The 21,832-nt window shown below is 56.8% G+C and carries 21 protein-coding genes and 1 tRNA gene; 10 read left to right on the top strand and 12 right to left on the bottom strand.

The annotated features are described in order from the left end of the window. Nucleotides 1-48 precede the first annotated feature (48 nt). The gene (locus tag Q0O07_RS09645) at nt 49-1,299 is read left to right on the top strand and encodes an MFS transporter (RefSeq protein ID WP_295492955.1); all 1,251 of its coding nucleotides are present in this window, start codon (nt 49-51) and stop codon (nt 1,297-1,299) included. A 150-nt stretch (nt 1,300-1,449) separates the two neighbouring features. Here Q0O07_RS09645 and Q0O07_RS09640 read toward each other — a convergent pair whose 3' ends face one another. The 6 genes from Q0O07_RS09640 to Q0O07_RS09615 all read right to left on the bottom strand — a co-directional run bounded on the left by Q0O07_RS09640 (nt 1,450) and on the right by Q0O07_RS09615 (nt 6,222). After that, nucleotides 1,450-2,001 carry a VOC family protein gene (locus tag Q0O07_RS09640; protein ID WP_295492953.1) on the bottom strand — a complete coding sequence of 184 codons (552 nt, stop codon included), beginning with the start codon at nt 1,999-2,001 and terminating at the stop codon, nt 1,450-1,452. Continuing rightward, complete coding sequence (gene hppD / locus Q0O07_RS09635; protein WP_295492951.1) at nt 1,998-3,083, bottom strand: 4-hydroxyphenylpyruvate dioxygenase; 1,086 nt, start codon at nt 3,081-3,083, stop codon at nt 1,998-2,000. Before hppD ends, Q0O07_RS09640 begins: the two co-directional genes overlap by 4 nt. A gap of 78 nt (nt 3,084-3,161) precedes the next feature. Further along, complete coding sequence (locus tag Q0O07_RS09630) at nt 3,162-4,397, bottom strand: alpha/beta fold hydrolase (protein WP_295492949.1); 1,236 nt, start codon at nt 4,395-4,397, stop codon at nt 3,162-3,164. A 78-nt stretch (nt 4,398-4,475) separates the two neighbouring features. Further along, nucleotides 4,476-4,910 (bottom strand): hotdog fold thioesterase, encoded by a 435-nt coding sequence (locus Q0O07_RS09625; RefSeq protein ID WP_295492946.1) that lies wholly within the window; start codon nt 4,908-4,910, stop codon nt 4,476-4,478. A gap of 48 nt (nt 4,911-4,958) precedes the next feature. Continuing rightward, nucleotides 4,959-5,927, bottom strand: a complete 969-nt coding sequence (locus Q0O07_RS09620) for a phytase (protein ID WP_295492944.1) — start codon at nt 5,925-5,927, stop codon at nt 4,959-4,961. 106 nt (nt 5,928-6,033) lie between these two features. Next, entirely contained in the window at nt 6,034-6,222 is a 189-nt protein-coding gene (locus Q0O07_RS09615) for a hypothetical protein (protein ID WP_295492942.1), read from the bottom strand. 239 nt (nt 6,223-6,461) lie between these two features. Here Q0O07_RS09615 and Q0O07_RS09610 point away from each other — a divergent pair, with 239 nt between their 5' ends. Together Q0O07_RS09610 and Q0O07_RS09605 are read left to right on the top strand one after the other, a co-directional pair. Further along, nucleotides 6,462-8,615, top strand: coding sequence for an RNA degradosome polyphosphate kinase (locus tag Q0O07_RS09610; protein ID WP_295492940.1), 2,154 nt, complete (start codon nt 6,462-6,464; stop codon nt 8,613-8,615). 5 nt (nt 8,616-8,620) lie between these two features. Continuing rightward, on the top strand, nt 8,621-10,075 hold the full coding sequence (locus Q0O07_RS09605; RefSeq protein WP_295492938.1) for a Ppx/GppA family phosphatase: 1,455 nt from the start codon (nt 8,621-8,623) through the stop codon (nt 10,073-10,075). 471 nt (nt 10,076-10,546) lie between these two features. On the opposite strand, the gene Q0O07_RS09600 is transcribed toward Q0O07_RS09605, so the two are convergent. Together Q0O07_RS09600 and ubiA are read right to left on the bottom strand one after the other, a co-directional pair. Continuing rightward, complete coding sequence (locus tag Q0O07_RS09600) at nt 10,547-11,566, bottom strand: aldo/keto reductase (RefSeq protein ID WP_295492936.1); 1,020 nt, start codon at nt 11,564-11,566, stop codon at nt 10,547-10,549. A 12-nt stretch (nt 11,567-11,578) separates the two neighbouring features. Further along, nucleotides 11,579-12,490: a 4-hydroxybenzoate octaprenyltransferase gene (gene ubiA / locus Q0O07_RS09595; RefSeq protein WP_295492934.1), complete on the bottom strand. Its 912-nt coding sequence runs from the start codon at nt 12,488-12,490 to the stop codon at nt 11,579-11,581. 101 nt (nt 12,491-12,591) lie between these two features. Between ubiA and Q0O07_RS09590 the strand changes: the two genes are divergently transcribed. The 3 genes from Q0O07_RS09590 to Q0O07_RS09580 all read left to right on the top strand — a co-directional run bounded on the left by Q0O07_RS09590 (nt 12,592) and on the right by Q0O07_RS09580 (nt 14,962). Then, the gene (locus Q0O07_RS09590; RefSeq protein ID WP_295492931.1) at nt 12,592-13,335 is read left to right on the top strand and encodes a 16S rRNA (uracil(1498)-N(3))-methyltransferase; all 744 of its coding nucleotides are present in this window, start codon (nt 12,592-12,594) and stop codon (nt 13,333-13,335) included. Between the two features lie 98 nt (nt 13,336-13,433). Further along, a complete protein-coding gene (locus Q0O07_RS09585) occupies nt 13,434-14,807 on the top strand; it encodes a glutamate--cysteine ligase (RefSeq protein WP_295492928.1) in 1,374 nt (457 codons plus the stop codon). Nucleotides 14,808-14,886: 79 nt separating this feature from the next. Beyond that, a tRNA-Trp gene (locus Q0O07_RS09580) sits at nt 14,887-14,962 on the top strand. Nucleotides 14,963-15,477: 515 nt separating this feature from the next. Here Q0O07_RS09580 and Q0O07_RS09575 read toward each other — a convergent pair. Continuing rightward, entirely contained in the window at nt 15,478-16,383 is a 906-nt protein-coding gene (locus Q0O07_RS09575; protein ID WP_295492925.1) for a DUF808 domain-containing protein, read from the bottom strand. 251 nt (nt 16,384-16,634) lie between these two features. Here Q0O07_RS09575 and secE point away from each other — a divergent pair, with 251 nt between their 5' ends. The 4 genes from secE (at nt 16,635) to rplA (ending at nt 19,403) form a co-directional block, all read left to right on the top strand. Beyond that, on the top strand, nt 16,635-16,835 hold the full coding sequence (gene secE, locus Q0O07_RS09570) for a preprotein translocase subunit SecE (protein WP_295492922.1): 201 nt from the start codon (nt 16,635-16,637) through the stop codon (nt 16,833-16,835). Between the two features lie 40 nt (nt 16,836-16,875). Next, entirely contained in the window at nt 16,876-17,412 is a 537-nt protein-coding gene (nusG, locus tag Q0O07_RS09565; protein ID WP_295444148.1) for a transcription termination/antitermination protein NusG, read from the top strand. Between the two features lie 859 nt (nt 17,413-18,271). Then, nucleotides 18,272-18,703 carry a 50S ribosomal protein L11 gene (gene rplK, locus Q0O07_RS09560; protein WP_295492919.1) on the top strand — a complete coding sequence of 144 codons (432 nt, stop codon included), beginning with the start codon at nt 18,272-18,274 and terminating at the stop codon, nt 18,701-18,703. 4 nt (nt 18,704-18,707) lie between these two features. After that, nucleotides 18,708-19,403, top strand: a complete 696-nt coding sequence (rplA, locus tag Q0O07_RS09555; protein ID WP_295492916.1) for a 50S ribosomal protein L1 — start codon at nt 18,708-18,710, stop codon at nt 19,401-19,403. 474 nt (nt 19,404-19,877) lie between these two features. On the opposite strand, the gene Q0O07_RS09550 is transcribed toward rplA, so the two are convergent. From Q0O07_RS09550 to Q0O07_RS09540, 3 genes are read right to left on the bottom strand one after another with little or no spacing between them, the layout of a single operon-like run. Further along, a complete protein-coding gene (locus tag Q0O07_RS09550; protein ID WP_295492913.1) occupies nt 19,878-20,783 on the bottom strand; it encodes a carbon-nitrogen hydrolase family protein in 906 nt (301 codons plus the stop codon). Next, nucleotides 20,780-21,370: a GNAT family N-acetyltransferase gene (locus tag Q0O07_RS09545; RefSeq protein ID WP_295492911.1), complete on the bottom strand. Its 591-nt coding sequence runs from the start codon at nt 21,368-21,370 to the stop codon at nt 20,780-20,782. The genes Q0O07_RS09550 and Q0O07_RS09545 overlap by 4 nt, the downstream gene beginning before the upstream one ends. Continuing rightward, nucleotides 21,367-21,780, bottom strand: a complete 414-nt coding sequence (locus tag Q0O07_RS09540; RefSeq protein ID WP_295492909.1) for a ketosteroid isomerase-related protein — start codon at nt 21,778-21,780, stop codon at nt 21,367-21,369. The genes Q0O07_RS09545 and Q0O07_RS09540 overlap by 4 nt, the downstream gene beginning before the upstream one ends. Between the last annotated feature and the right edge of the window lie 52 nt (nt 21,781-21,832).

Here is a 21,832-nt window from a genome sequence, read left to right as displayed (position 1 = left end):
ATCCTTTACCCAAATGCGCCCATTGCTTCTTCTGCTTTGCGCGCGCCGATGTCGCGGCGATCCATGATTGTCGCTGGCCTTTCGACCGTTGTTGAATGGTATGATTTCACACTATATCTGTATTTTTCAACGGTACTGGCGCGCGTGTTTTTTGGAACAGGCCCGCAGTCGATGATAGAAACGCTCGGCGGCTTTGCGATCGCTTACCTGATGCGGCCAGTCGGAGCGCTCGTTTTTGGGCATTTTGGTGATCGGATGGGGCGGCGGTTGACGATGCTGGGTTCGATGTCTGTGATGACCGTAGCGATGCTCGCGACCGCGATGCTGCCGACTTATGCGCAGATTGGTCCGCTTGCCGGCGTGCTGCTGATCGCGCTGCGTTGTTTAATGTCGTTTTCGGTTGGCGGCGAGTATACTGGCGTCGTCGCTTACTTGTTGGAAGGCGCGAAAGACAGTCGGCGTGGATTGATTACCAGCTGCGCATCAGCGGCAAGCGAGATCGGCGCGCTGCTCGCGGCCGCCGCCGCGGCGCTGACCGTTTGGGCTGTGCCCGAGGAGTCGCTTGTCTCATGGGGATGGCGCCTGCCCTTCCTGTTCGGCGCAGCGCTTGCCGGCTTGGTCCTGATAACCCGCGCAACTTTGGAAGAAACGCCTGAGTTTCTTCGCCAGCGTGATGCTGGCACCGTGCCGGAAAAACCGATCCGGCAGACCCTGAAACGACACCGTGGCGCGATTGGACGCGGCTTTGCGATCTCGGCGCTGGGTTCAATCACTTATTATGTCGGCATCACTTATGTGCCGACATTCCTTGATGCCACTGGCACCATGCCGGAGACGCGCGCTCTGTCGATCTCGGTCTTGGCCGCGCTGACGGTTATTCTGGTGACCCCCATAATAGGGATTGCATCCGACCGTTTTGGTCGTCGTCCTACATTGCTGGCGCTCGCACTTGGCAGCATAATATTGCCAACTACCATCTTTGCCGCAATGGTAAGCGGTGGAACTGCGACTTGGACTGGCGCAATTGTTTTGGCTGCACTCGGCGGAGCAGTGAGCGCCGTCGGCGCAGTCACGACTGCCGAGCAATTTCCCGGCGAGGGAAGGCTCAGCGGCCTTGCATTGGGCGCGACAACCGCAACGGCCATATTCGGGGGTCTTACCCCTTTGGTTGCGCATCTATTGGTGACCAACAGTGGATGGGCCGCTGCTCCCGGCGCAATGATCGCATGTGTCGCATTATGCGTGATCATCGTATTTTGGCACATGCCTGAGACGGCACCAGCCTTCGCCAAGCATTAGGTCAATTTCGCGCGCCGCAAAACATGATAATAGCCGCTTTGGTACATTTCGCGGGTTGATGCTGAACCCGCAGCATGTGTCCGTCCAATGCGCGTGCCTGCCAATTTTGCGTTCTGAACCTCAGATGCCAGCCTGCGCCGCGGTGACAGATTATGCCTGCTTATCCGGATCAACATGCAGCCAATCGGCATGGCGCGGGGCTTTTTTGGTCTCGCTCCATTGCTGCAGCATCAACGGCGCGACGCGTTTTAATTCGGCATGCTGCTGCGCCGTGCCGATGTTGCAGGCAAGCTCCAATCGGTGGCCATTAAGGTCAAAGAAATAGATCGACCGGAATATGCCGTGAAAGGTCGGGCCGACCACATCTATGCCTTGCGCCTCAATATGCGCCTTGGCCGCCAACAACGCATCCAGATCCGCAACCTCAAACGCGATATGTTGCACCCAGGCCGGGGTATTGGGGTCTTTACCCATTTCGGGCTGGTTCGGCAGTTCAAAGAAAGCGATGACATTGCCCCCGCCGCAATCCAAGAAGATGTGCATATAAGGGTCATATGCGCCCGTCGACGGCACATGATCCTCGGCAAAGGCGGTGGTGAATTCCATGCCCAGCACATGCGCATACCAATCCGCCGTCGCCTTTGCGTCCTTACAGCGATAGGCAACATGGTGGATTCGTTCGAGCTTTACGGGCGCGGTCATGCGACAGGCTCGACTTGCAACGCGCCGCGTTCAATCTGGTCGCGCTCAATGCTTTTGAACAAGGCAGTAAAATTGCCTTCGCCAAAGCCCTCGTCTTTCTTGCGCTGAATAAATTCGAAGAAGACAGGGCCAATCATGGTTTGCGAGAATATCTGCAACAGCAAGCGCGGGTCGCCATCTTGCGTCGACCCGTCGAGCAAGATGCCACGCGACTGCAGCGCGTCGACTGGCTCGCCATGGCCCGGCAAGCGTTCCTCGAGCATGTCATAATAAGCCTTGGGCGGCGGCGGTGCGAATGGCGTGCCCAACGCTTTCAACCGGTCCCAGCACGCCGGCAAATCATCACAGGAAAAGGCTATATGCTGAATGCCTTCGCCATTATAGGCGCGCAGATATTCCTCAATCTGGCCACCCCCCGCCTTGCCTTCTTCGTTCAACGGAATGCGGATTTTACCATCTGGCGCAGTCATCGCGCGGCTGGTGAGGCCGGTATATTCGCCTTTAATATCGAAATAGCGGATTTCGCGGAAGTTGAAAACGCGTTCGTAAAAGCCGCCCCAATGCGCCATGCGTCCGCCATAGACATTGTGCGTCAGATGATCGATGATCTTAAAACCAGCGCCGACGGGGTTGCGGTCCACACCGGGCAGATAATCAAAGTCGATATCATAAATCGACAAGGCGTCGCCATAGCGATCCACAAGATAGATCATCGCGCCGCCAATGCCGCGAATGGCGGGCAAGCGCAGTTCCATAGGGCCGGTGCGCGTTTCAACCGGTTCCGCGCCACGCGCAATCGCTGCGTCATAGGCCATACGCGCATTCTTCACCCGAAACGCCATACCGCACGCCGAAGGACCATGCTCTGCCGCGAAATAAGCGGCAGGGCTTTGCGGCTCGTAATTGGCAATCAGGTTGATTTCGCCTTGACGCCACAGGTCGACATCCTTCGACCGATGCCGCGCGATGCGGCTGAAACCCATGCGTTCAAACACAGGTTCCAGCAGGCCTTTTTCCGGCGCAGAAAACTCGATGAATTCGAACCCATCGAGTCCCAACGGGTTTTCGAACAAATCGGTCATAGGCACGCTCCTGCAAAAAATGGTTACATTTGCAACCAGATTAGGTCATCGGCAGCCTTGAGTCAACACAAGGACGGGTTAGGTAAAGTGCAGGCGGCGGTATTTGCCCCGAAAGTAGAGCAACGGGTCACGGCGCGGTTCAAAGCTCGCTTTTTCGACGCGACCGACCAGAATGAAATGGTCGCCAGCTTCATGCAAGGCATGGCGTTTGCATTCAAACATGCCAAGCGAGCTTGGTAAAATCGGCGCGCCATATTCGCCGACTTCCCACCGCGTTCCGGCAAAGCGATCCTCACTTTTCCCGGCGAACAGGTTGGAAACGGGCTGCTGCCCGATTTGCAGCACGTTGACGGCGAAATCGTCAATGCCGCGCAAAACCTCTGCGCTGCCGGAATTATTGGCGATGCACACCAGCAATAATGGCGGGTCGAGCGACACGCTGGTGAAGCTGTTGGCGGTCAAGCCGACAGGCTTTCCATCCGAGTCATGCGCGGTGATGATCGTCACACCTGTCGCAAAACACCCCATGGCATCCCGCAATGTCCGCGCGTCGGATCCGGAACGATATTCGGGAATAAAGCGCGGTTGCTTGCGCTCCAAAAAGTCGATGAGTAGCCCGTTAAACGCTTCCGCCCGTTCCGCCATAATCAACAAGCCGCCACCATCAACGTCAATGGCCTCAACATTCAGCAGGCTGTCCACAAAAGCCGGTTGCGCACTATCTGGGTCAACTTGGCCTAAGGCACCACGAATGACCAGCGACGGTACCGCAATGTGCGACGCGGCTTCGGTCAGTGCTTCCCCGATGTCATTGGTGTCGAACGCGGCAAAAATAGCATTGTCATAATCCGCGCGATTCAACCCCTGCCCAAGCGCCGCGGACATGCGGTCTGCCGCCGCGCGCACCGCCTTTGCATCATGGTCCGCCGGCGGATCGACAAATATCAAGCCTGATGCCAAGGTCGCGGCATCTTCGGCCAAGGCCATTGTCGCAATCCACGCGCTGTGCGACGCCGCGACAACGACGGGACGCGTCCGCATTTGGCCCAAGACTGCGCGCAAATCTTCGACATACGCGTTGAAGTCATAACGACCGTCAGATGGCCATTCGCTGCCGCCATGGCCGCGCAGGTCAACATTGATGACATGGCGTCCGGCCTGTTCCAAACCAATGGCCACATCTTCCCACACTTTGCGGGTCTGGCCAAAGCCATGCAGCAGGACAATGGACGGGTCATCGGCAGACCCAATATCGTCGGCCTCAAGCCTGATGCCTGCGAAGCCCTTAAATTCTCTTACATAACGAAGCGACATGCGCCTAAACCCCAAATTCTGTCTAACGGTGTCATATTCTGACGGTCCGTGCACGCTTACTCTGTTTTACGCAATAATTTATGCACGGTCAGTGGCGATGACAGCCATCGTGATGCGCGAGATGCAGACCAGCTTTCCGGCTTCATCCTCTATCCGGATTGACCAGATTTGCGTCGTGCGGCCAATCGATTCCGACATGGCCGTGGCAAAAACAAAGCCGTCCTTCACGGGGCGAATATGGTTGGCGTTGATTTCCATGCCCACGGTCGCAAACTTGCTGGGGTCCACGGTCATAGCCGCCGCCGTGGAACCCACCGTTTCGGCCAAAACCACAGATGCGCCGCCATGAAGCCGCCCATAAGGCTGCTTCGTGCGTGCATCGACGGGCATGCGCGCCTTGATCCAATTGTCTCCATAATCGACGAATTCGATACCGACAAAACCGGGCATGCAATGCGCGCTACCCGCAGTCAGCGCGGCAAGATCAAGCTTTTCGTGAAACCATATAGACATGCAGTCTCCATGCGCGAAGCAACAGAAACTGTCTAGACCAAGTTGCCGCTAAAGCCCAAGTGCGCGTTTGATTTCGGCCCAATCGACGATCTTGAAATTCTGGGTCGCGGGGCGGTTGTCGCCATCTTGCACGACAAAAAGCCCGTCCGGAAAGTCAGGGCCAAAATCACCCAGCATCAATTCTATGCCGTCGGTTTCCTGAACGCCGTCAATGGCCCCGTCATTGACGCGGAAACGGCCCACATAATTGGCCTCAGGCAATTTAAAGACGGCATAGGCATTGTCGCCTTGGCTCGATACGATGACATAGCCGCCATCGGTGCCGGATGGAGCCAGGGCGACGCCTTCGGCATCCATCACGATTTCCTTGCCATCGGCCTTGGCAATAGCCGTGGGGACATTGGAACCATCGGGCGCGGCGTCAAATTTCCACAGGCCGACATCTTCTTCGGCGACATATAAAATGCCGGTGCGGTCATCGACGACGCAGCCTTCGGACTGTGTACCCAATTTCATACTGCGCACGACTTTGCCTCTGGGAACAGGGCCGCTTACATCAATCGCGACCTGATCAATGCGGCCATCTTTAAGCACGACAAAGCCGAACAATGCCTTGTCGCTAGCGCGTTGCCACAAGCACATGCCATAGGCCTCGCCAGCCCCAACAGGCAGGGTAACCAAAGGCACAAGTTTGCGGGCCGCACTGTCCAGCCGGAACAACGCCATCTGTGCCTGCGCAAGGTCCTGACGGTCGCTGGCCGCCACGAGGACACCGATGCTGCCTCCGACATCGCGCAGATCGACATTGTTGAGGCGCGGCGACGGCGTAAAACTGACCTGACGCCCCTGCACATCATTGACATGAATGCCCGCGCGCTTGTCCGTGCCGATGATCAGGCTTTGCGCTGGATTGGCGGCATTGCGCCAAATCGCAGGATCATCCGCCGCATCCTCCATCGTCGCAACCGGCTGCGTCTCGACCTTGGCCGTAACCGACGCCGTGGGCAACAGACTCATCACCGGCTGCGTCGAAGCGCAACCTGTGAGCAATAATGGCACAAGGAGGAGCTGTTTATGCATTAGATTGTGAATTGGACCATAATCTGGAATCTGGACCTGCTCTTTACCTGACCAAACCATATGCGTCGAAGCTGCGGTCAAAATCAACCTCAAACTCGGTGTTCACCTGATCGGCGGAACAACGGGAATAGCCAAGCCTTAAGCTGGTTTTGCCTGCCGACCATTTCTGTGGCAACTGACCAGCTAGGCTATGGCTTTCCTGCTTCATCATGTTCAGATTGGCATTATCCATCAACTAAAATCTGCGCCACAAAACATCGCGTTGCATGAAAGTCTTCGTGCATGTGTAGAACGCGTTTGCATATATTTAGCCCGTGAAGATGCCAATTTTCCTATAGGTAGGAGGTGTCACTTTTTGATATATAAGCAATGACAATTTTGTCGGGATACTGTTACAGTTAGCCTTTCTGCTGCCGTAAATATGCAATGTTTCCATGGCACCGAACCTTTATTGATGAAGAAGGAATATTTTTGGTGAAGCCCCTGACAGCTCCAAGCAGTTTGAAAGCTCGAAAAACACCAACTGATGCGCGTTATTTTAACCGCGAGCTGTCATGGTTAAAATTTAACGAGCGCGTGTTGGAAGAGGCGTCGAACCCAGCGCACCCGTTGCTGGAGCGCCTGCGCTTTTTGTCGATTTCGGGCACAAACCTTGATGAATTTTTCATGGTCCGCGTGGCGGGTCTGCGCGGGCAGCAGCAACGGCAGATTTTAGAGCTGTCGATTGATGGCCGCACGCCATCCGAGCAGCTTGCCGACACCGTTGCCGCGGCTGACCGGTTGATGATCCAGCAACAGAAGCTGTGGCGCAAGCTGATGGGGGAATTGGCCAGAGCGGGCATTAAGATCGTTCAACCATCCGCCATGGGCAAAAACTTACAGGCGCAAGTAGGCACATATTTTCGCGAACAAATCTTGCCGGTGCTTACCCCGCAAGCGTTGGACCCCGCCCACCCATTTCCCTTCATCCCCAATCAAGGCCTTAGCCTGATATTCGATATGCGCCGCAAGGATGATAATGAAGTCGTAAGACAATTGGTCTTGATCCCGCAATCGCTGGCCCGCTTTGTTCGACTACCTGGCCCCGGCACGCGTTTTGTAACCATTGAGGCGCTCATCAAGCATTTCGTGGGCCAGATGTTTCCCGATTATCGGCTGATCGCCGCTGGCGCATTCCGCATTATCCGCGACAGTGATATTGAAGTGGAGGAAGAGGCCGAAGACCTCGTCCGCTATTTCCGCAGCGCGATCAAGCGCCGCCGTCGCGGGCGGATTATCCGGCTGAAGCTGGAAAAAGGCCTGCCAAGCGAATTGGCCACGTTGATCCGCACCGAACTTGGCGCAGGCGCGTCTATCGTGGTCGAAACCGTCGGTTTCTTGGGTATTGGCGATTTGAACCAATTGGTCGACGAAGACCGCCCAACGCTGAAATTCCCGCCTTATTCTGCGCGCTTTCCCGAACGCATATTGGAACATGATGGCGATTGTTTTTCGGCGATCAGCCAAAAAGACATCGTCATTCACCACCCATATGAAAGCTTCGACGTGGTGCTCGCCTTCCTGCAACAGGCCGCGCTGGACCCCGACGTTGTCGCCATTAAACAGACATTGTATCGCGCTGGCAAGCAATCGGGCGTGATCCGCGCCTTATGCGAAGCCGCCGAGGCCGGAAAATCGGTCACCGCGATTGTCGAATTAAAGGCCCGGTTTGACGAAGAGCAAAATCTGCATTGGGCGTCGCAGTTGGAAAATTCCGGCGTTCAAGTGGTCTACGGCTTTGTCGATATGAAAACGCATGCCAAAATTTCATTGGTCGTCCGGCGTGAGGCGGATGGTTTCCGGACCTATTGCCATTTGGGCACGGGCAATTATCACCCGATCACCGCCAAAGTGTATACTGACATCAGCTTCTTTACCGCCGACCCGCGCGTCGGCCATGATGCCGGACAGATTTTCAACTATATCACGGGCTATATCCCCCCGACGGATTTGAAGCTGTTGACCATGAGCCCGCTTGGCCTGCGGGAAAAAGTCATGTCGTTGATCGACGATGAAATCGCCCATGTTGCCGCTGGGCGACCCGGCGCGGTTTGGGCCAAGGTCAACTCGCTGGTCGATAAGGCCGTGATCGACAAATTATATGAGGCAAGCGAGGCCGGTGTGGAAATCGACCTTGTGGTGCGCGGCATTTGTTGCCTGCGACCGGGGGTCAAGGGCATGTCATCGCGCATCCGCGTCAAGTCTGTGGTTGGCCGTTTCCTGGAACATAGCCGCATCTGGGCGATGGGCAATGGCGCTGATCTGCCCAATCGGGACGCAAAAGTCTTCATCTCCTCGGCGGACTGGATGTCGCGCAATTTCGACCGCCGCGTCGAATATATGCTGCCAATTGAGAACCCTACCGTCCATGACCAGATCCTTGATCAGGTTATGGTTGCAAACCTGCTCGACAACCAGCAAAGCTGGATGCTGCGTTCGGACGGACGCTATGAAAGGGTAAAAGCGGGTAGCATGCCATTTAATCTGCATCATTATTTCATGACCAATGCGTCGCTTTCAGGACGCGGAGGCGCGCTTGCGGATGACAAGAAGGTTCCAACTTTGAGCCTCGTCCGACAAAGATGAAGGCGGTGCGTCAGGCCGTCATTGATATTGGCTCCAACACTGTCCGGCTCGTGGTATATGCAGGCGCGCCGCGTGCGCCTTTGCCCATTTACAATGAAAAAAGCCGGGTAAAACTGGGCGCCTGCCTTGCAGGCGACGGCGAAATTGACAAAGCGACGATGAAAAAGGCGCTGGCCGCCTTGGCCCGCTTTGAAACGCTGGCCCGCGCGATGAAGGTCGACAGCATGCGCGTGGTCGCCACCGCCGCAACGCGTGAAGCGAAAAATGGTCAGGAATTGGTCGACAAGGCCGCCGCCTTGGGCATCCGCGTCGATGTGCTGGACGGCGATGCTGAGGCCACAGCGGCGGGCTATGGCGTGCTCAGCGACAATCCTCTCGCCAATGGCTATGTCGGCGATCTGGGCGGCGGCAGCCTTGAACTTATCCGCATAGCCGACGGCAAATTGGGCGCGCGCATATCCTTGCCGCTGGGCACATTGCGGCATGGCATATTGACCGGAAAATCGCCCAAGCAAATCACGCAAATGCTGCGCGATGATATTGCAAAGACGATGGGCAAAAACGCCTTTCCGATAGAGGCTGGCCTGCCCTTCTACATGATCGGCGGTTCGTGGCGCAGTTTTGCACGGCTGCACATGCATGCAACCGGCTATCCACTGACCATCCTCGCCAATTATGAAATGCCGCCCGAGGCACCTGAATTGCTCACGCCGCTTGCGCAAGACCGCGACGCCCTGACGCGGTCGAACGTGATCGCTACGGGCCGTATTTCGGAACTACCCGGGGCGACGGCGTTGTTGAGTGGCATAATCGGGCTGTTCAAGCCCCGCAAGCTTGTAACAAGCATTTACGGCCTGCGTGAGGGCTTGTTGTATGAACAACTGACCGCAGATGAGCGCCACCAAGACCCGTTGATCGCGGCGGCCCGCTTTGAAGGTGAGCGGCTGGGCCGTTTTCCCTTTCATGGCGACGCGCTTGCCGAATGGATTGCGCCCGTCTTTGCCGGGCAAAGCGCGCATGACGCTAGGCTGTGCCGCGCGGCGTGCTTGCTGTCCGACAGCGTGTGGAACGTGAACCCCGAACATCGCGCCGACCATGCGCTTGACCTTGCATTGGACGGCAGTTGGCCCGGCGTCAGCGCCAGCGACCGCGCGGTCATCGCCGCCGCCTTATGGACGGTGCACGCCGGAAAGCGGACCTTGCCCGAAATGCTGGCCGCCTTGGCCACGCCCGGCGCGCTGGCCCAAGCGGTCATCTGGGGCCTCGCCATCCGCTTGGCCCACCGCCTCGACGGCGGCACCGGCGGCGCATTACCCGACAGCCGCATCGACGGCGACGGCGCGACGTTACGGCTGCACTTGAGCGGCTCGGCGGTGCGGTTGCAGTCGAATAGCGTGTTGCGGCGTTTGCAGGCTTTGGGCGAAGCTTTGGGCTACGCGCAGGCGGAGATTATGGGTTAGGGGGGGTAACACCACGTTGCCGCACAAATTTTTATTGAGCTTGAACCTGTCTCAATGGGGCCGTCCAATTGCACCCACCTACCCGTCATCCTTACCCGTCATCCCTTACGCGTCATCCTGAACATACCCCCATCGTCACCCTGAACATACCCCATCGTCATCCTGAACATACCCCATCGTCATCCTGAACTTGTTTCAGGATAACAAAAAACCGTCGCCTGTTATCCTGGAGCCGTAGGCTGGCAGAGCCAAAACAAGTTCAGGATGACGAAAGGGAGTTATGTTAACAGGAATTCCAGTGACGGGTGCGTAATCCCTTTAATAGCTTCGGTTTTGGTTTCCCTGCTATCGCAGTCCTTCCACTTGCTTTCAGTTCGTCATTCCCGCGTAGGCGGGAATGACGAGGTTTTTATAGGGAATGACGAGGTTTTTTAGTCCAAATGACGAGGCGTTTCGGCACCCGCCTACCCCTCACCCCATCGGGTATAATATCTCTTTCGTCACCTTGTGCACTGCGGTCATCACCTCATCGCTCAGCTTTAGGTCAATCGCCGCAAAGATGTCGTCGAGCTGCTCTTCCTTGCTCACGCCCACCATTGTCGACGCGACAAAATCATGCTGTTTCGACCAAGCCGTTGCCAGCGTCACCGGCGACATGCCTGCCTCTTGCGCAATCGCAACAATCCGCATCGTGCTCTCCAATGCGCGGGGGCCCGCAAAACGCTGCGCCATTTCGACCTGACGTGATCCGGCCATTTCGAGATAGCGGGAGAAACGCGCGCCTTCGGGGCGGGCGCCGTCGAGATATTTGCCTGACAACACGCCGCCACCCAGCGGCGAATATGGCAGCAACGATATGCCCTCTTGGCGGCAGACTTGCTTTAGCTCATCCTCAAACCGACGATTATTGATGGAAAAATTATTCTGGATGCTCTCGTAACGGGCCACGCCCAGCCGTTCCGACGTCGCCAGCGACTTCATCAGGCCATAGCTTGTCTCATTCGAACAACCCAGCACGCGGACCTTGCCCGACCGCACCAGCTCATCGAGCACCTCCATCGTTTCGTCATAAGCAAGGCCATGGTCGGGCCAATGCGTTTGATACAGGTCGATATAATCGGTCTGCAAACGGCGCAGGCTTTCTTCGACTGCGGTGATGATATTGTGGCGGTCCAGCGTCGTCATGCCGCCGCGCTTGGGCGATTTGAACCACGTGTGGCTGGGGCCGGAAACCTTGGTTGCCATGATGATGGCGTCGCGATTCTTCCCCTTCATCCAGCGCCCGACAATATCCTCGGTCCGGCCAACCCATTTAATGTCCGGCGGCACGGGATAGCCTTCGGCGGTGTCGAAAAAGTTGATGCCTGCATCCAGACATTTGTCGAGAATGCGGTGCGCCTCCGCCTCATCGGTTTGCGACCCGAAGGTCATGGTGCCCATGCAAATGTCGGACACGTAAATGGCGCTTTTGCCGATGCGACGATGTTCCATATTTTTCTCTCCCTAATATTGACCAGCCGCACCAACGACCAAAAAGGCAAGCGCGGCAAGCAACCCTGCCACGCGGTTTGAACGGAAATGGCCAAGCGCGTTGCTGCCATCGGATTTCAGCGATACGACTTGCATGCCCAAATGAAAGGCGACCGGCAGGAGCGCGACCAACGCCTGCTTTTCGGGTCGAACGCTCCAAATCGCCATGCCCCATCCCAGAATCGTCAAAACATAGAATGCCGCCACGCCCAACCGGACGCTGCCGCCCAGCCGCAGGGCGCTCGATTTAATCCCGACCAAGGCGTCATCTTCGCGGTCTTGCATGGCATAGATCGTATCATAGCCAACGACCCAGAATATCGAACCTGCATAGAGCCAGAGCATCGCCACATTGGCTTGCCCCATGATCGCGACCCAGCCGACCAACGCGCCCCAGCTAAACACCAGCCCCAGCCAGATTTGTGGCCACCAAGTAATGCGCTTCATAAAGGGGTAGGCCGCGACAAGAAGGACGCTGCTCACCGCGACAATCTGCGCCTCCCACCGAAGCTGCACCAGCACCAGCAAGCCAAAAGCGCATAAGCCAAGCAGAAACACCCACGCGCCGCGCACACCGATATCACCGCTTGGTAATGGCCGCGACGCCGTGCGCGCGACTTGCGCGTCCAGATCGCGGTCGACAATGTCATTATATACGCACCCTGCCCCGCGCATGACGATTGCGCCCAGCAGCATCCACAGTGCAAGGTCCCAACGCGCAATCAGCCCGCCCGAAAGCGCCAGCCCGAATATACAGGGCCAGAATAACAACCACCAGCCAATCGGACGATCCAACCGCGCCAAAAGCACCAAAGCGCGCAGCTTCACCGGCAACAGGGCAATGATGCCAGTAAATTCGCTGTCGGGGACAAGTTTAGACGTCATGGCAAAGGCCCTGCCAAAATTTATTCGGCGCGTCATCTGCGAAGTTACATCCGTATAAGTTCGCAGATGACGCCGCCCGCTTTTGCAGGTAGAGGCAAGCCATGCCCGCAACCCCCGCCTGGCCCCCAAAATCAACGCCGCGCTTGTTTGTGGAACAAGTGTTGGCGCTTGGCGCGACCCTGAACATTTCGGGCAATAGCGCGCATTATCTGATCGGTGTGATGCGCCTGAAAGAAGGTGCGCCGGTTAAATTGTTTGACGATATTTCGGGCGAATATCTTGCCACTGTCACCAACATAAGCAAACGCGACCTTGACCTGACCGTCGAGGCTAAACTGCGCGGACGCGAAACGACGCCTGATCTGTGGCTTGTCCAAGCTCTGATCAAAAAGGATCGCTTTGACTGGATCGCCGAAAAGGCGTGCGAATTGGGCGTGGCGCGCTTTGTGCCTGTGCTAACCGCGCGCTGCGTGGTGGATAAGGTGAAGGATGATCGCCTGCGCGCGCATATGATTGAGGCGGCCGAACAATGCGAACGCACCGCCTTACCGCAGATTGCGCCGCTGACGAAACTGGACGCGGTGCTGAAGGATTGGCCCAGCGACCGGATATTATACTTCTGCGATGAACGTGGCGGCGCGCCGATGTTGGAGGCGATAAGCGCTGGACCAGCGGCCCTGCTGATCGGGCCGGAGGGCGGCTTCACCGATAACGAAAATGCCTTGATTCGCGCGCATGCAAACGCACGGCCCGTATCGCTTGGCCCGCGTATATTGCGGGCGGACACCGCTGCGGTTGCGGCAATATCGGTTTGGATGGCCAAGAATGGCGACTGGGCGGCGTAAAGCCATATCAGCGCATGCCGTCGGAGACAATATTGCAACAATAATGTCATAAAATGAATCTGCTGGCAATATCGCCGCGACATTTCTAAACCGCCGCCATGAGCACAAAAACCGTTTCCAACCGCGTCGATCCCGTCATCGAATCACGCGATCAATTGGTCGCCGCAATATCCAAGGGTGAAAAGCCCAAGGACCGCTGGCGCATTGGCACCGAGCATGAAAAATTTGTGTATAATCGCAGCGATCATCACGCGCCATCTTATGACGAACCGGGCGGTATTCGCGATTTGTTAATGGCGATGACCGAATTTGGTTGGGAACCTGTGTACGAAAATGGCAAAGTTATCGCGATGAGCGGCAGCGACGGCGCCATCAGTCTTGAGCCTGCCGGGCAACTGGAATTGTCGGGCGCACCGCTTGAAAACCTGCACCAAACCTGCGCTGAAACCGGGCGGCATTTGAAGCAGGTTAAGGCCATTGGCGACAAGACGAATACCAGCTTTTTAGGGTTGGGGCTGTGGCCCGACAAGACGCGCGCGGAACTGCCGATCATGCCCAAGGGGCGGTATGACATCATGCTGCGTCATATGCCGCGCGTCGGCAGCATGGGCCTCGATATGATGCTGCGGACTTGCACGATTCAGGTCAATCTCGATTATGCCAGCGAAGCCGACATGGCGCATAAATTCCGGACATCACTCGCGCTGCAACCACTTGCTACCGCTTTGTTCGCCAATTCGCCATTTTTGGAAGGCAAGCCAAACGGGTTCCTCTCCTATCGCAGCCATATCTGGTCCGACACAGACCCCCAACGCACGGGCATGTTGCCGTTCGTATTCGACGCCAATTTCGGCTATGAACAATATGTTGATTATATGCTCAAGGTGCCAATGTATTTTGTCTATCGCGACGGCAAATATATCGATGCATCAGGTCTTGATTTCCGCGACTTCCTAAAGGGCGAATTGTCAGTGCTACCGGGCGAAAAGCCGACGGTCAGCGATTGGGAAGACCATATGTCCACCGCCTTCCCCGAAGTGCGGTTGAAAAGCTTCCTCGAAATGCGCGGTGCCGACGGCGGCCCGTGGAACCGTATCTGCGCGCTCCCTGCTTTCTGGGTCGGCTTGCTCTACGATCAAGGCGCCTTGGATGCCGCATGGGACGAGGTCAAGCATTGGACGATGGAAGAGCGCGAGGCCCTGCGCAGTGCGGTGCCAGCCCAAGGCCTGAACGCCGCGATACCGGGCGGTGGCAAGCTGCTGGATTTGGCGGGACGTATTCTCGATATCTCCTCATCCGGCTTGGCAGCGCGCAATTGCCTGAACGCCAGCGGTGACAATGAAACCGGCTATCTCGACCCGCTGCGCGAAATCGTCGTCAGCGGCAAAACCGTCGCAGAAGTGTTGCTGGAGAAATATCACGGCGAATGGGGCGGCGATGTGTCGCGCGTCTATGACGAGATGAGCTTCTAACCCGTTATTGTCGAAAGCAGACTTGCCCCGTGCGCATATCGGCGTTAAGGGCACCCTTCTTCGCTGAAATGCGGAGTGCAGGAGTTTAGCTCAGTTGGTAGAGCATCGGTCTCCAAAACCGAGGGTCGTGGGTTCGAGTCCCCCAACTCCTGCCATTTTCTTACATTTTTAGAAATGATCACTGCGCGCTCCGGCGCAGCCAATTTTGACACACATTTTTATCACACCGTCACCGCCCCCGAAGCTGTCACCCTGGAGCCATTTCTCGTCTCTACCCTTCGGTCTGTTTGGCACGATGGATGCTGAACCGAGTTCAGCATGACGTTGCGGGGAATGCGCCTCCGCGACCTTTGCGCCTCTGCGTGAACCTTTCCCGTCGCCCCAGCGCAGGCTGGGGCCCATCCCGTCTATCGTCCCAGCGCGGCGCTATCCGGCGAGACGCGATAGGCTCCAGCCTACGCTGGAGCGACGGTGTTTTTGGAGGGATCTGGTTTTGCCTCTGCACCCTTCGGTCTATGTAGTACGATGGATGCTGAACCGAGTTGGGCTCTGCACGCCTTCGGCTCCAGCATGACGTTGGGGGGAATGCGCCTTCGCGCCTTCGCGTCTTTGTGCGATAAAATAACAGGCACCACGCAGCCCCCACGCCCACCACATTCTGGCTACACCCTCAACCCGCCTTGCGCTTAGTCACCTGATGATACACCACCACAATCACCGCGCCGATGGCAAGGCCGACAACGCCGCTCATTGCCGCATCTGCGACCCAGGCCAGCGCCCCTTCATATAGACCCAAAAACTCTGCGGGGTGGATGCCAAAGCCGTGGACGATAATCTGCCCGCCCACCCATAGCATTGCGGCGGTGCCGATGGTCGACAAGGCGGCGAGCAATTTGGGCATGCCTTTTACCAACGTGCGGCCAATGGCTTGCGAACCGGCGTTGTCGCGTCCAGCCAATTTCAGGCCGATGTCGTCCATTTTCACGATCAGGCCAACCATGCCATAGACCCCGATGGTGACGGCGATAGCGACAAAGGCCAATGTCGCTGCCTCCAACCAGATGGATGTTTCGGCAAGGCCTTTCACTTCATTAAGGGCAATCGCCATGATTTCGGCGGACAGGATGAAATCGGTGCGCACCGCGCCTTTGACCATCGCGGTTTCATGTTCGGTGCTGGTCAGTTCTGCAAGCTCTTCGGCTAAGCCCACTTCCGCATGCGGGGCGATTTTTTCCCACACTTTCTCCGCGCCTTCGAAACATAAATATGCCCCGCCCAGCATCAAGATCGGCGTGATCGCCCATGGCAGGAACAGGCTCAACAGCAAAGCCACGGGCAAGATGATGACCAGCTTGTTAAAGAATGACCCCTTGGCAATGCGCCAGATGATCGGCAATTCGCGGTCAGGGGTAAAGCCTGTGACATATTGCGGCGTCACCGCCGTATCGTCGATAACAACCCCTGCGGCCTTGCTGCCCGCCTTACCCGCAGCGGCGGCAACATCATCGACGGAAGCCGCCGCAACTTTTGCAATGGTGGCAATATCATCAAGAAGCGCAGCAAGACCGGAGGGCATGGGGGGTGTTTCCTTGGTAAATTTGAGCCTTAGGAGATACCCAAAACCTGCGATAGTTCAAGGCACTTCGACATCGCTTATGCGGTCAATATGCTTTCCCAAACCCGCTTGCTCCGTTTTGTTTGCCATCTTGCGTTGCGGCGAATCCCTCGTTAAAGGCCTAGTCTTTCCGAAATAGGAACCTATATCGCTCTCGACCCGCCGGTCGGAGCGCTGGCGGCTATCCTCGGGATCGAACAGGAAGAAACGATATGGCAAAAAATAGCCCCGGTGAATTCATCCGTCAGGCGCGGACCGAAATCGGCAAGGTGGTATGGCCCTCGCGCCAGGAAACCGTGCAGACCGCGATCATGGTGTTGATCATGACGATCATCTTGGCCATCTTCTTTTTAGGCGTCGACGCGGTGTTTGCCGCAATCGTAAAGGGATTGCTCGCGCTGGCCGAAGGCTAAGGCAGACCCTATAGAGAGTTTTGGGGAATAGAAATATATTATGGCACGCTGGTACATCATTCACGCTTATTCGGGCTTTGAAAACAAGGTTCGCGACCAGATTCTGGCCGAAGCAGAGCGCATTGGCCTCACGCAATTGGTCGAAGCTATCGAGGTTCCGACCGAGCAGATCACCGAAGTGCGTCGCGGTAAGAAGATCAAGGCCGAACGTAAATTCTTCCCGGGCTATGTTCTGGCAAAGCTGAACATGAATGATGATGTGTACCATTTGGTCAAGAACACGCCAAAGGTCACAGGATTTCTGGGCGCGGGTAACAAGCCGCAGCCCATCACCGAAGCCGAGGCCGCGCGCATCCTCAACACCAAGCAGGAACTCGAAGCCGCGCCCAAGAAGCGCGTTTCGGTCGACTATGAAATTGGCGATCAGGTCAAGGTGCTGGGCGGACCATTTGCAAGCTTCAACGGCTTGGTCGAGGAACTCGACTTCGACAAGAACCGCGTCAAGGTATCCGTCAGCATCTTCGGCCGCGCAACGCCGGTTGAACTGGACTTTGAAGAAGTCGAATTGATGAAGTGATTTTGGTGCACGCAGAGGTGCAGAGGACACAGAGACATTAACTGTCCCTCCGCGTCCTCCGCGCCGCTGCGTGTTCCTTTTTCCGCCTTGGCCCTCACCCCAAACCGTCACCCTGAACTTGGTTCAGGGTCCATTTCTCGTCTCTACCCTTCGGTCTACGTGGCACGATGGATGCTGAAACGAGTTCAGCATGACGTTGGGAAGAAACACGCCTTCTTATTCCCGCCACCTCCCCCGACCGTCGCCCCACCCAACCGTCGCCCTCCAAAAAAACCGTCACCCTGAACTTGTTTCAGGGTCCATTTCTCCTCTCTAATCTTCGGTCTATCTGGCACGATGGATGCTGAACCAAGTTGTGCTCTACACGCCTTCGGCTCCAGCATGACGTTGAGGGTAATGCACCTCGGCGTCCTGCGCGCCTCTGCGTGAACCCCTTGATTTGTCATTCCCGCGAAAGCGGAGAACTTAGTGACCGTAAGGTCAATCCATGAGCCGAACTATCGGCGAAATGGTTCGCACAAAGGCACGAAGGCATAAAGAAGTTGTTCCGGGTCTTCGTGTCTTCGTGCGAACCAAAAACGTATCGCGCACGGACATGTCAGACCATGGGTTCCCGCTTTCGCGGGAATGACAATTTTGGGGTATTGGGGTACGTAAACGAATATTCCCGTCGCCCCAGCGTGACGAGTGTGTTGATTTAAACGTCGTCTTAGACTAATTGCCCACCTCCACTGATGAGAATCAGCGGAACCCGTGCGGGAGGAAGTTGCCAAAGAAATTTGGACGCGACCGTTTGACCGCTTAATTTGACCCGCCGTTGCTGACGCTTTGGCGGGGAAAGAATGAAAGGACGCCATAAATGGCAAAGAAAATTGACGGCTATATCGGCCTGCAAGTCCCTGCAGGTTCAGCCACACCATCCCCGCCAATCGGCCCTGCTTTGGGTCAGCGCGGCGTAAACATCATGGAATTCTGCAAGCAGTTCAATGCGGCGACCGCCGACATGGAAAAAGGCACACCGATTCCAACGAAGATTACGGTTTTTTCCGACAAGAGCTTTACCTTCATCATGAAGGCACCGCCCGCAACCTATTTGATTAAAAAGGTTTTGGGTTTGAAGGCCGGTTCGAAAGAGCCCGGCAAGCTGTCGGCTGGTAAGATTACCCGCAAGCAACTGGAAGAAGTCGCGACCCTGAAAATGGCCGACCTCAACGCGAACGACATGGACGCGGCTGTAAAAATCATCGCAGGCTCGGCTACCGCCATGGGCCTCGAAGTTGTGGAGGGTTAAGAACATGGCCAAGCTAACCAAAAAAGCAAAGTCGCTCGCGCATCTGGATGCGGACAAATTATACGGTGTTGATGAAGCGTTGAAGGCAATCAAGGAAATGGCGACTGCAAAGTTCGACGAGACCATCGAAGTTGCGTTGAACCTGGGCGTTGACCCACGTCATGCCGACCAAATGGTCCGCGGCATGGTTTCGCTTCCAGCCGGTACCGGTAAGGAAATGAAGGTTGCCGTGTTCGCCCGTGGCGACAAGGCCACTGCAGCAACAGCCGCTGGTGCGGACAAGGTTGGCGCGGAAGACCTGATGGAAGATATGCTGGCTGGCAATCTCGATTATGACCGCGTCATTGCAACGCCGGACATGATGGGCATCGTTGGCCGCTTGGGTAAGACCTTGGGTCCAAAGGGCCTGATGCCAAACCCGAAGCTTGGAACCGTCACCATGGACGTTGCCGAAGCCGTGAAGGCGGCAAAGGCTGGTCAGGTGGAATTCCGCGTTGAAAAGCAGGGCATCATCCACAGCGGCATCGGTAAGAAAAGCTTCTCCGATTCCGATCTGCGCAAGAATTTCGACGCATTGGTCGACGCCGTCATCAAGAACAAGCCAAGCGGATCAAAGGGTAAATATGTCCGCCGCGTGGCAATCAGCTCGTCCATGGGCCCAGGCCTTAAGATCGATCTGGCGGACGTCGCTGGCGCGTAACGCGCTGCGCAATAGGCACAAAAAAGGGGCTGGAGGGAAACCTCCGGCCCTTTTTGTTTAGGTGGCACGCACGCAGCCGACTGCGCCGAATACTGCCGCGACCTCCATGCCCCCCCATCGTCACCCCCCCAACCGTCACCCTGAACTTGGTTCAGGGTCCATTTCTCGTCTCTAATCTCCGGTACGCGCGGCACGATGGATGCTGAACCGAGTTGTGCTCTGCACGCCTGCGGCTCCAGCATGACGTTGGGAGAAACACGCTCTCTTATCACCGTCGCCCCAGCGTAGGCTGGGGCCTATCGCGTCTATCGTCCCAGCCCAGCGCTATCCGGCGAGGCGTGATAGGCTCCAGCCTTCGCTGGAGCGACGGTGGTTGGTATTGGGGACGACTCTGCGATCTCCGCGCCTCTGCGTGAACCCTTTTTCGTCGCCCCAGCGCAGGCAAAGCGCCCAGTCGCAAATAATCGATGCCATTCAATCCAGTGGCACAACTTCCACGGGCAGATCATCGGCTTTTGCCCCGTAATATTGTTCGGGCCAATGCGCGAACGGACGCACCGCCCCTGCACTGCGCCAGCGGTCAACGCGGGCAACATCCACATCGGCAAAGACCCATGCCCCCTGCCCCTCGGTCCCTATGGCCAGCACGCCATCATCCGGACTATCGCCATCGGGGGGAACGAAAACACCCGCTGCGCCGTAATTTTCATCAAGCGCAGGGGACCAGGGTGCCATGCCGACCGTTGGCGCTTGCACCACGAAAATCTGATTTTCCAAGGCCCGTGCCTGCGCGCCGATCCGGACCCGATGATAGCCTTGCAAGCTGTCGGTGCACGACGGGCAGAGAATGACCTGCGCGCCCGCAGCAGCCTGCGTCCGCGCGATCATCGGGAATTCGACATCATAACAGGTCGAAATGCCCATCATGCCCAACGGCGTGCGGAAAACGCGCAAATCTGTCCCGCTTTTGATGTCCCAAGATTCCCGTTCAAAGCGTGTCATCATGATCTTGTCCTGATGTCCGCTCTGCCCGTCGGGAAAATAGAGGCTTGCGCGGTTCACAACCCGTCCTTCATCCAAAGCATGCGGGCGTGTTCCGCCCAGCACCGCAACCCCGAAAAGCCGAGCCATATCGATATAATGGGCGTCAATTTGCGGCCCTAACGCCACGACCGCGCGCAAGGATGCATGCAGGTCGCTGGCGGTTGCTGTGTCAATCGCCGCCAGTTCCATCGCCGCATATTCGGGAAATACCAAAAGCTGCGCGCGCTGCGCTAACGCATCGGCCGCCCAAGCCGCGACTTTGTCTTGCCATTCGACGAAGCTCGTCGGTTGCCCGATGGGATATTGGGCAGCGGCGATGCGCACAGGCGCGGTCATAGGTCCCGCATCCAAAATTGCATGATATGCGCGCTGTCGTCAGCTTCGCCAAGGTCCTGCCATTTCAGCATAGTTGTCAATCCTGCCAATGGTGCATAGCCCCGCGCGCGCCAAAAGGGGGAAAGGTCGCGGGGCGAATCGGGACGCATCGGATGGTCGGGTGGACGGACCACGGCACAAAAGCTGGCTTGAACCGCGCCTGCGGCCCGCGCCGCCGCCTCACGCGCGTCGAAAAATTGATGGCCGATGCCCTGCCCGTGATAATCGGGCAGCAAAACCGACTCCCCGAAATAGAATATCCGCGCAACATCCATCCCGAGGGCCCGCAAGGGCAACTGGAATTCTGGCTTCTGTCCCGCCATGGGCGAGGCCGTTGCCGCACCGATAACCGCATCATCATCCGTTGCGACGATCAGCACCGCATTGGGTTCGCGGATAAACTCCGCAAGATATGCCGCTTCATAATCCGCCGTGCCGTCGTACAGATAAGGCCAGCCCCGAAAGATACGGATCCGCAGATCGGACAGCGCCGGTATCGCCGCGTGACGCGCGTGCGGATCTGTCAAACTGCGGACGCGGATTGTCATGAAACCTGTGCAATCCAGTCGGTTAAATTATAATAGACCGACACGCGCGAAATCTTTCCATCGGTGATATCAAAAAAGCCGCCAGCCGGCAAAACATAGCTTTGGCCATGCGCCGGCGGGAAACCTTCGTCAGCGACCTTATATACCCCATGTACCATGAATTCGGCGGCAGCGCGGGCGCCGTCCGTGCTGGTCATTATAACGATGTCGCGTAATTGCTCGCTATAGGCATGGTCCATCCGCCCCAGAAACGCGCGAAACGCATTCCTACCCGTTTCGCGTTCGCCCTGATTAATATCATGCGCCACATCGTCGGTCAGACAGGCCAAGATCGCGTCAATGTCCATGGCGTTAAACGCGGCATAATAACGCTCTATCAGGGCCATAGTATTTTCACGGACATTCGGCATATTTGCTCCTATCTTGCGTTGGATCATTCGAACGACCTGATTAAGTCAGCGC

Origin of the sequence: Sphingorhabdus sp. EL138 (genome assembly GCF_945890115.1) — a bacterium.
Classification (GTDB): Bacteria; Pseudomonadota; Alphaproteobacteria; order Sphingomonadales; family Sphingomonadaceae; genus Sphingorhabdus_B.
Note: the sequence above shows the minus strand (reverse complement) of the source record. Positions and strands in the feature narration are given on the sequence as shown.

Excerpts from the sequence above, each read along its gene's own strand:
- hppD (WP_295492951.1), bottom strand. The coding sequence starts at position 3,083 with ATGACCGATTTGTTCGAAAACCCGTTGGGACTCGATGGGTTCGAATTC.
- Q0O07_RS09625 (WP_295492946.1), bottom strand. The coding sequence starts at position 4,910 with ATGTCTATATGGTTTCACGAAAAGCTTGATCTTGCCGCGCTGACTGCG.
- rplA (WP_295492916.1), top strand. The coding sequence starts at position 18,708 with ATGGCCAAGCTAACCAAAAAAGCAAAGTCGCTCGCGCATCTGGATGCG.
- Q0O07_RS09630 (WP_295492949.1), bottom strand. The coding sequence starts at position 4,397 with ATGTCGCTTCGTTATGTAAGAGAATTTAAGGGCTTCGCAGGCATCAGG.
- Q0O07_RS09620 (WP_295492944.1), bottom strand. The coding sequence starts at position 5,927 with ATGAGTCTGTTGCCCACGGCGTCGGTTACGGCCAAGGTCGAGACGCAG.
- Q0O07_RS09585 (WP_295492928.1), top strand. The coding sequence starts at position 13,434 with ATGAGCACAAAAACCGTTTCCAACCGCGTCGATCCCGTCATCGAATCA.
- Q0O07_RS09640 (WP_295492953.1), bottom strand. The coding sequence starts at position 2,001 with ATGACCGCGCCCGTAAAGCTCGAACGAATCCACCATGTTGCCTATCGC.
- Q0O07_RS09590 (WP_295492931.1), top strand. The coding sequence starts at position 12,592 with ATGCCCGCAACCCCCGCCTGGCCCCCAAAATCAACGCCGCGCTTGTTT.
- secE (WP_295492922.1), top strand. The coding sequence starts at position 16,635 with ATGGCAAAAAATAGCCCCGGTGAATTCATCCGTCAGGCGCGGACCGAA.
- Q0O07_RS09540 (WP_295492909.1), bottom strand. The coding sequence starts at position 21,780 with ATGCCGAATGTCCGTGAAAATACTATGGCCCTGATAGAGCGTTATTAT.
- Q0O07_RS09615 (WP_295492942.1), bottom strand. The coding sequence starts at position 6,222 with ATGGATAATGCCAATCTGAACATGATGAAGCAGGAAAGCCATAGCCTA.
- Q0O07_RS09645 (WP_295492955.1), top strand. The coding sequence starts at position 49 with ATGTCGCGGCGATCCATGATTGTCGCTGGCCTTTCGACCGTTGTTGAA.
- ubiA (WP_295492934.1), bottom strand. The coding sequence starts at position 12,490 with ATGACGTCTAAACTTGTCCCCGACAGCGAATTTACTGGCATCATTGCC.
- nusG (WP_295444148.1), top strand. The coding sequence starts at position 16,876 with ATGGCACGCTGGTACATCATTCACGCTTATTCGGGCTTTGAAAACAAG.
- Q0O07_RS09550 (WP_295492913.1), bottom strand. The coding sequence starts at position 20,783 with ATGACCGCGCCTGTGCGCATCGCCGCTGCCCAATATCCCATCGGGCAA.
- rplK (WP_295492919.1), top strand. The coding sequence starts at position 18,272 with ATGGCAAAGAAAATTGACGGCTATATCGGCCTGCAAGTCCCTGCAGGT.
- Q0O07_RS09600 (WP_295492936.1), bottom strand. The coding sequence starts at position 11,566 with ATGGAACATCGTCGCATCGGCAAAAGCGCCATTTACGTGTCCGACATT.
- Q0O07_RS09575 (WP_295492925.1), bottom strand. The coding sequence starts at position 16,383 with ATGCCCTCCGGTCTTGCTGCGCTTCTTGATGATATTGCCACCATTGCA.
- Q0O07_RS09545 (WP_295492911.1), bottom strand. The coding sequence starts at position 21,370 with ATGACAATCCGCGTCCGCAGTTTGACAGATCCGCACGCGCGTCACGCG.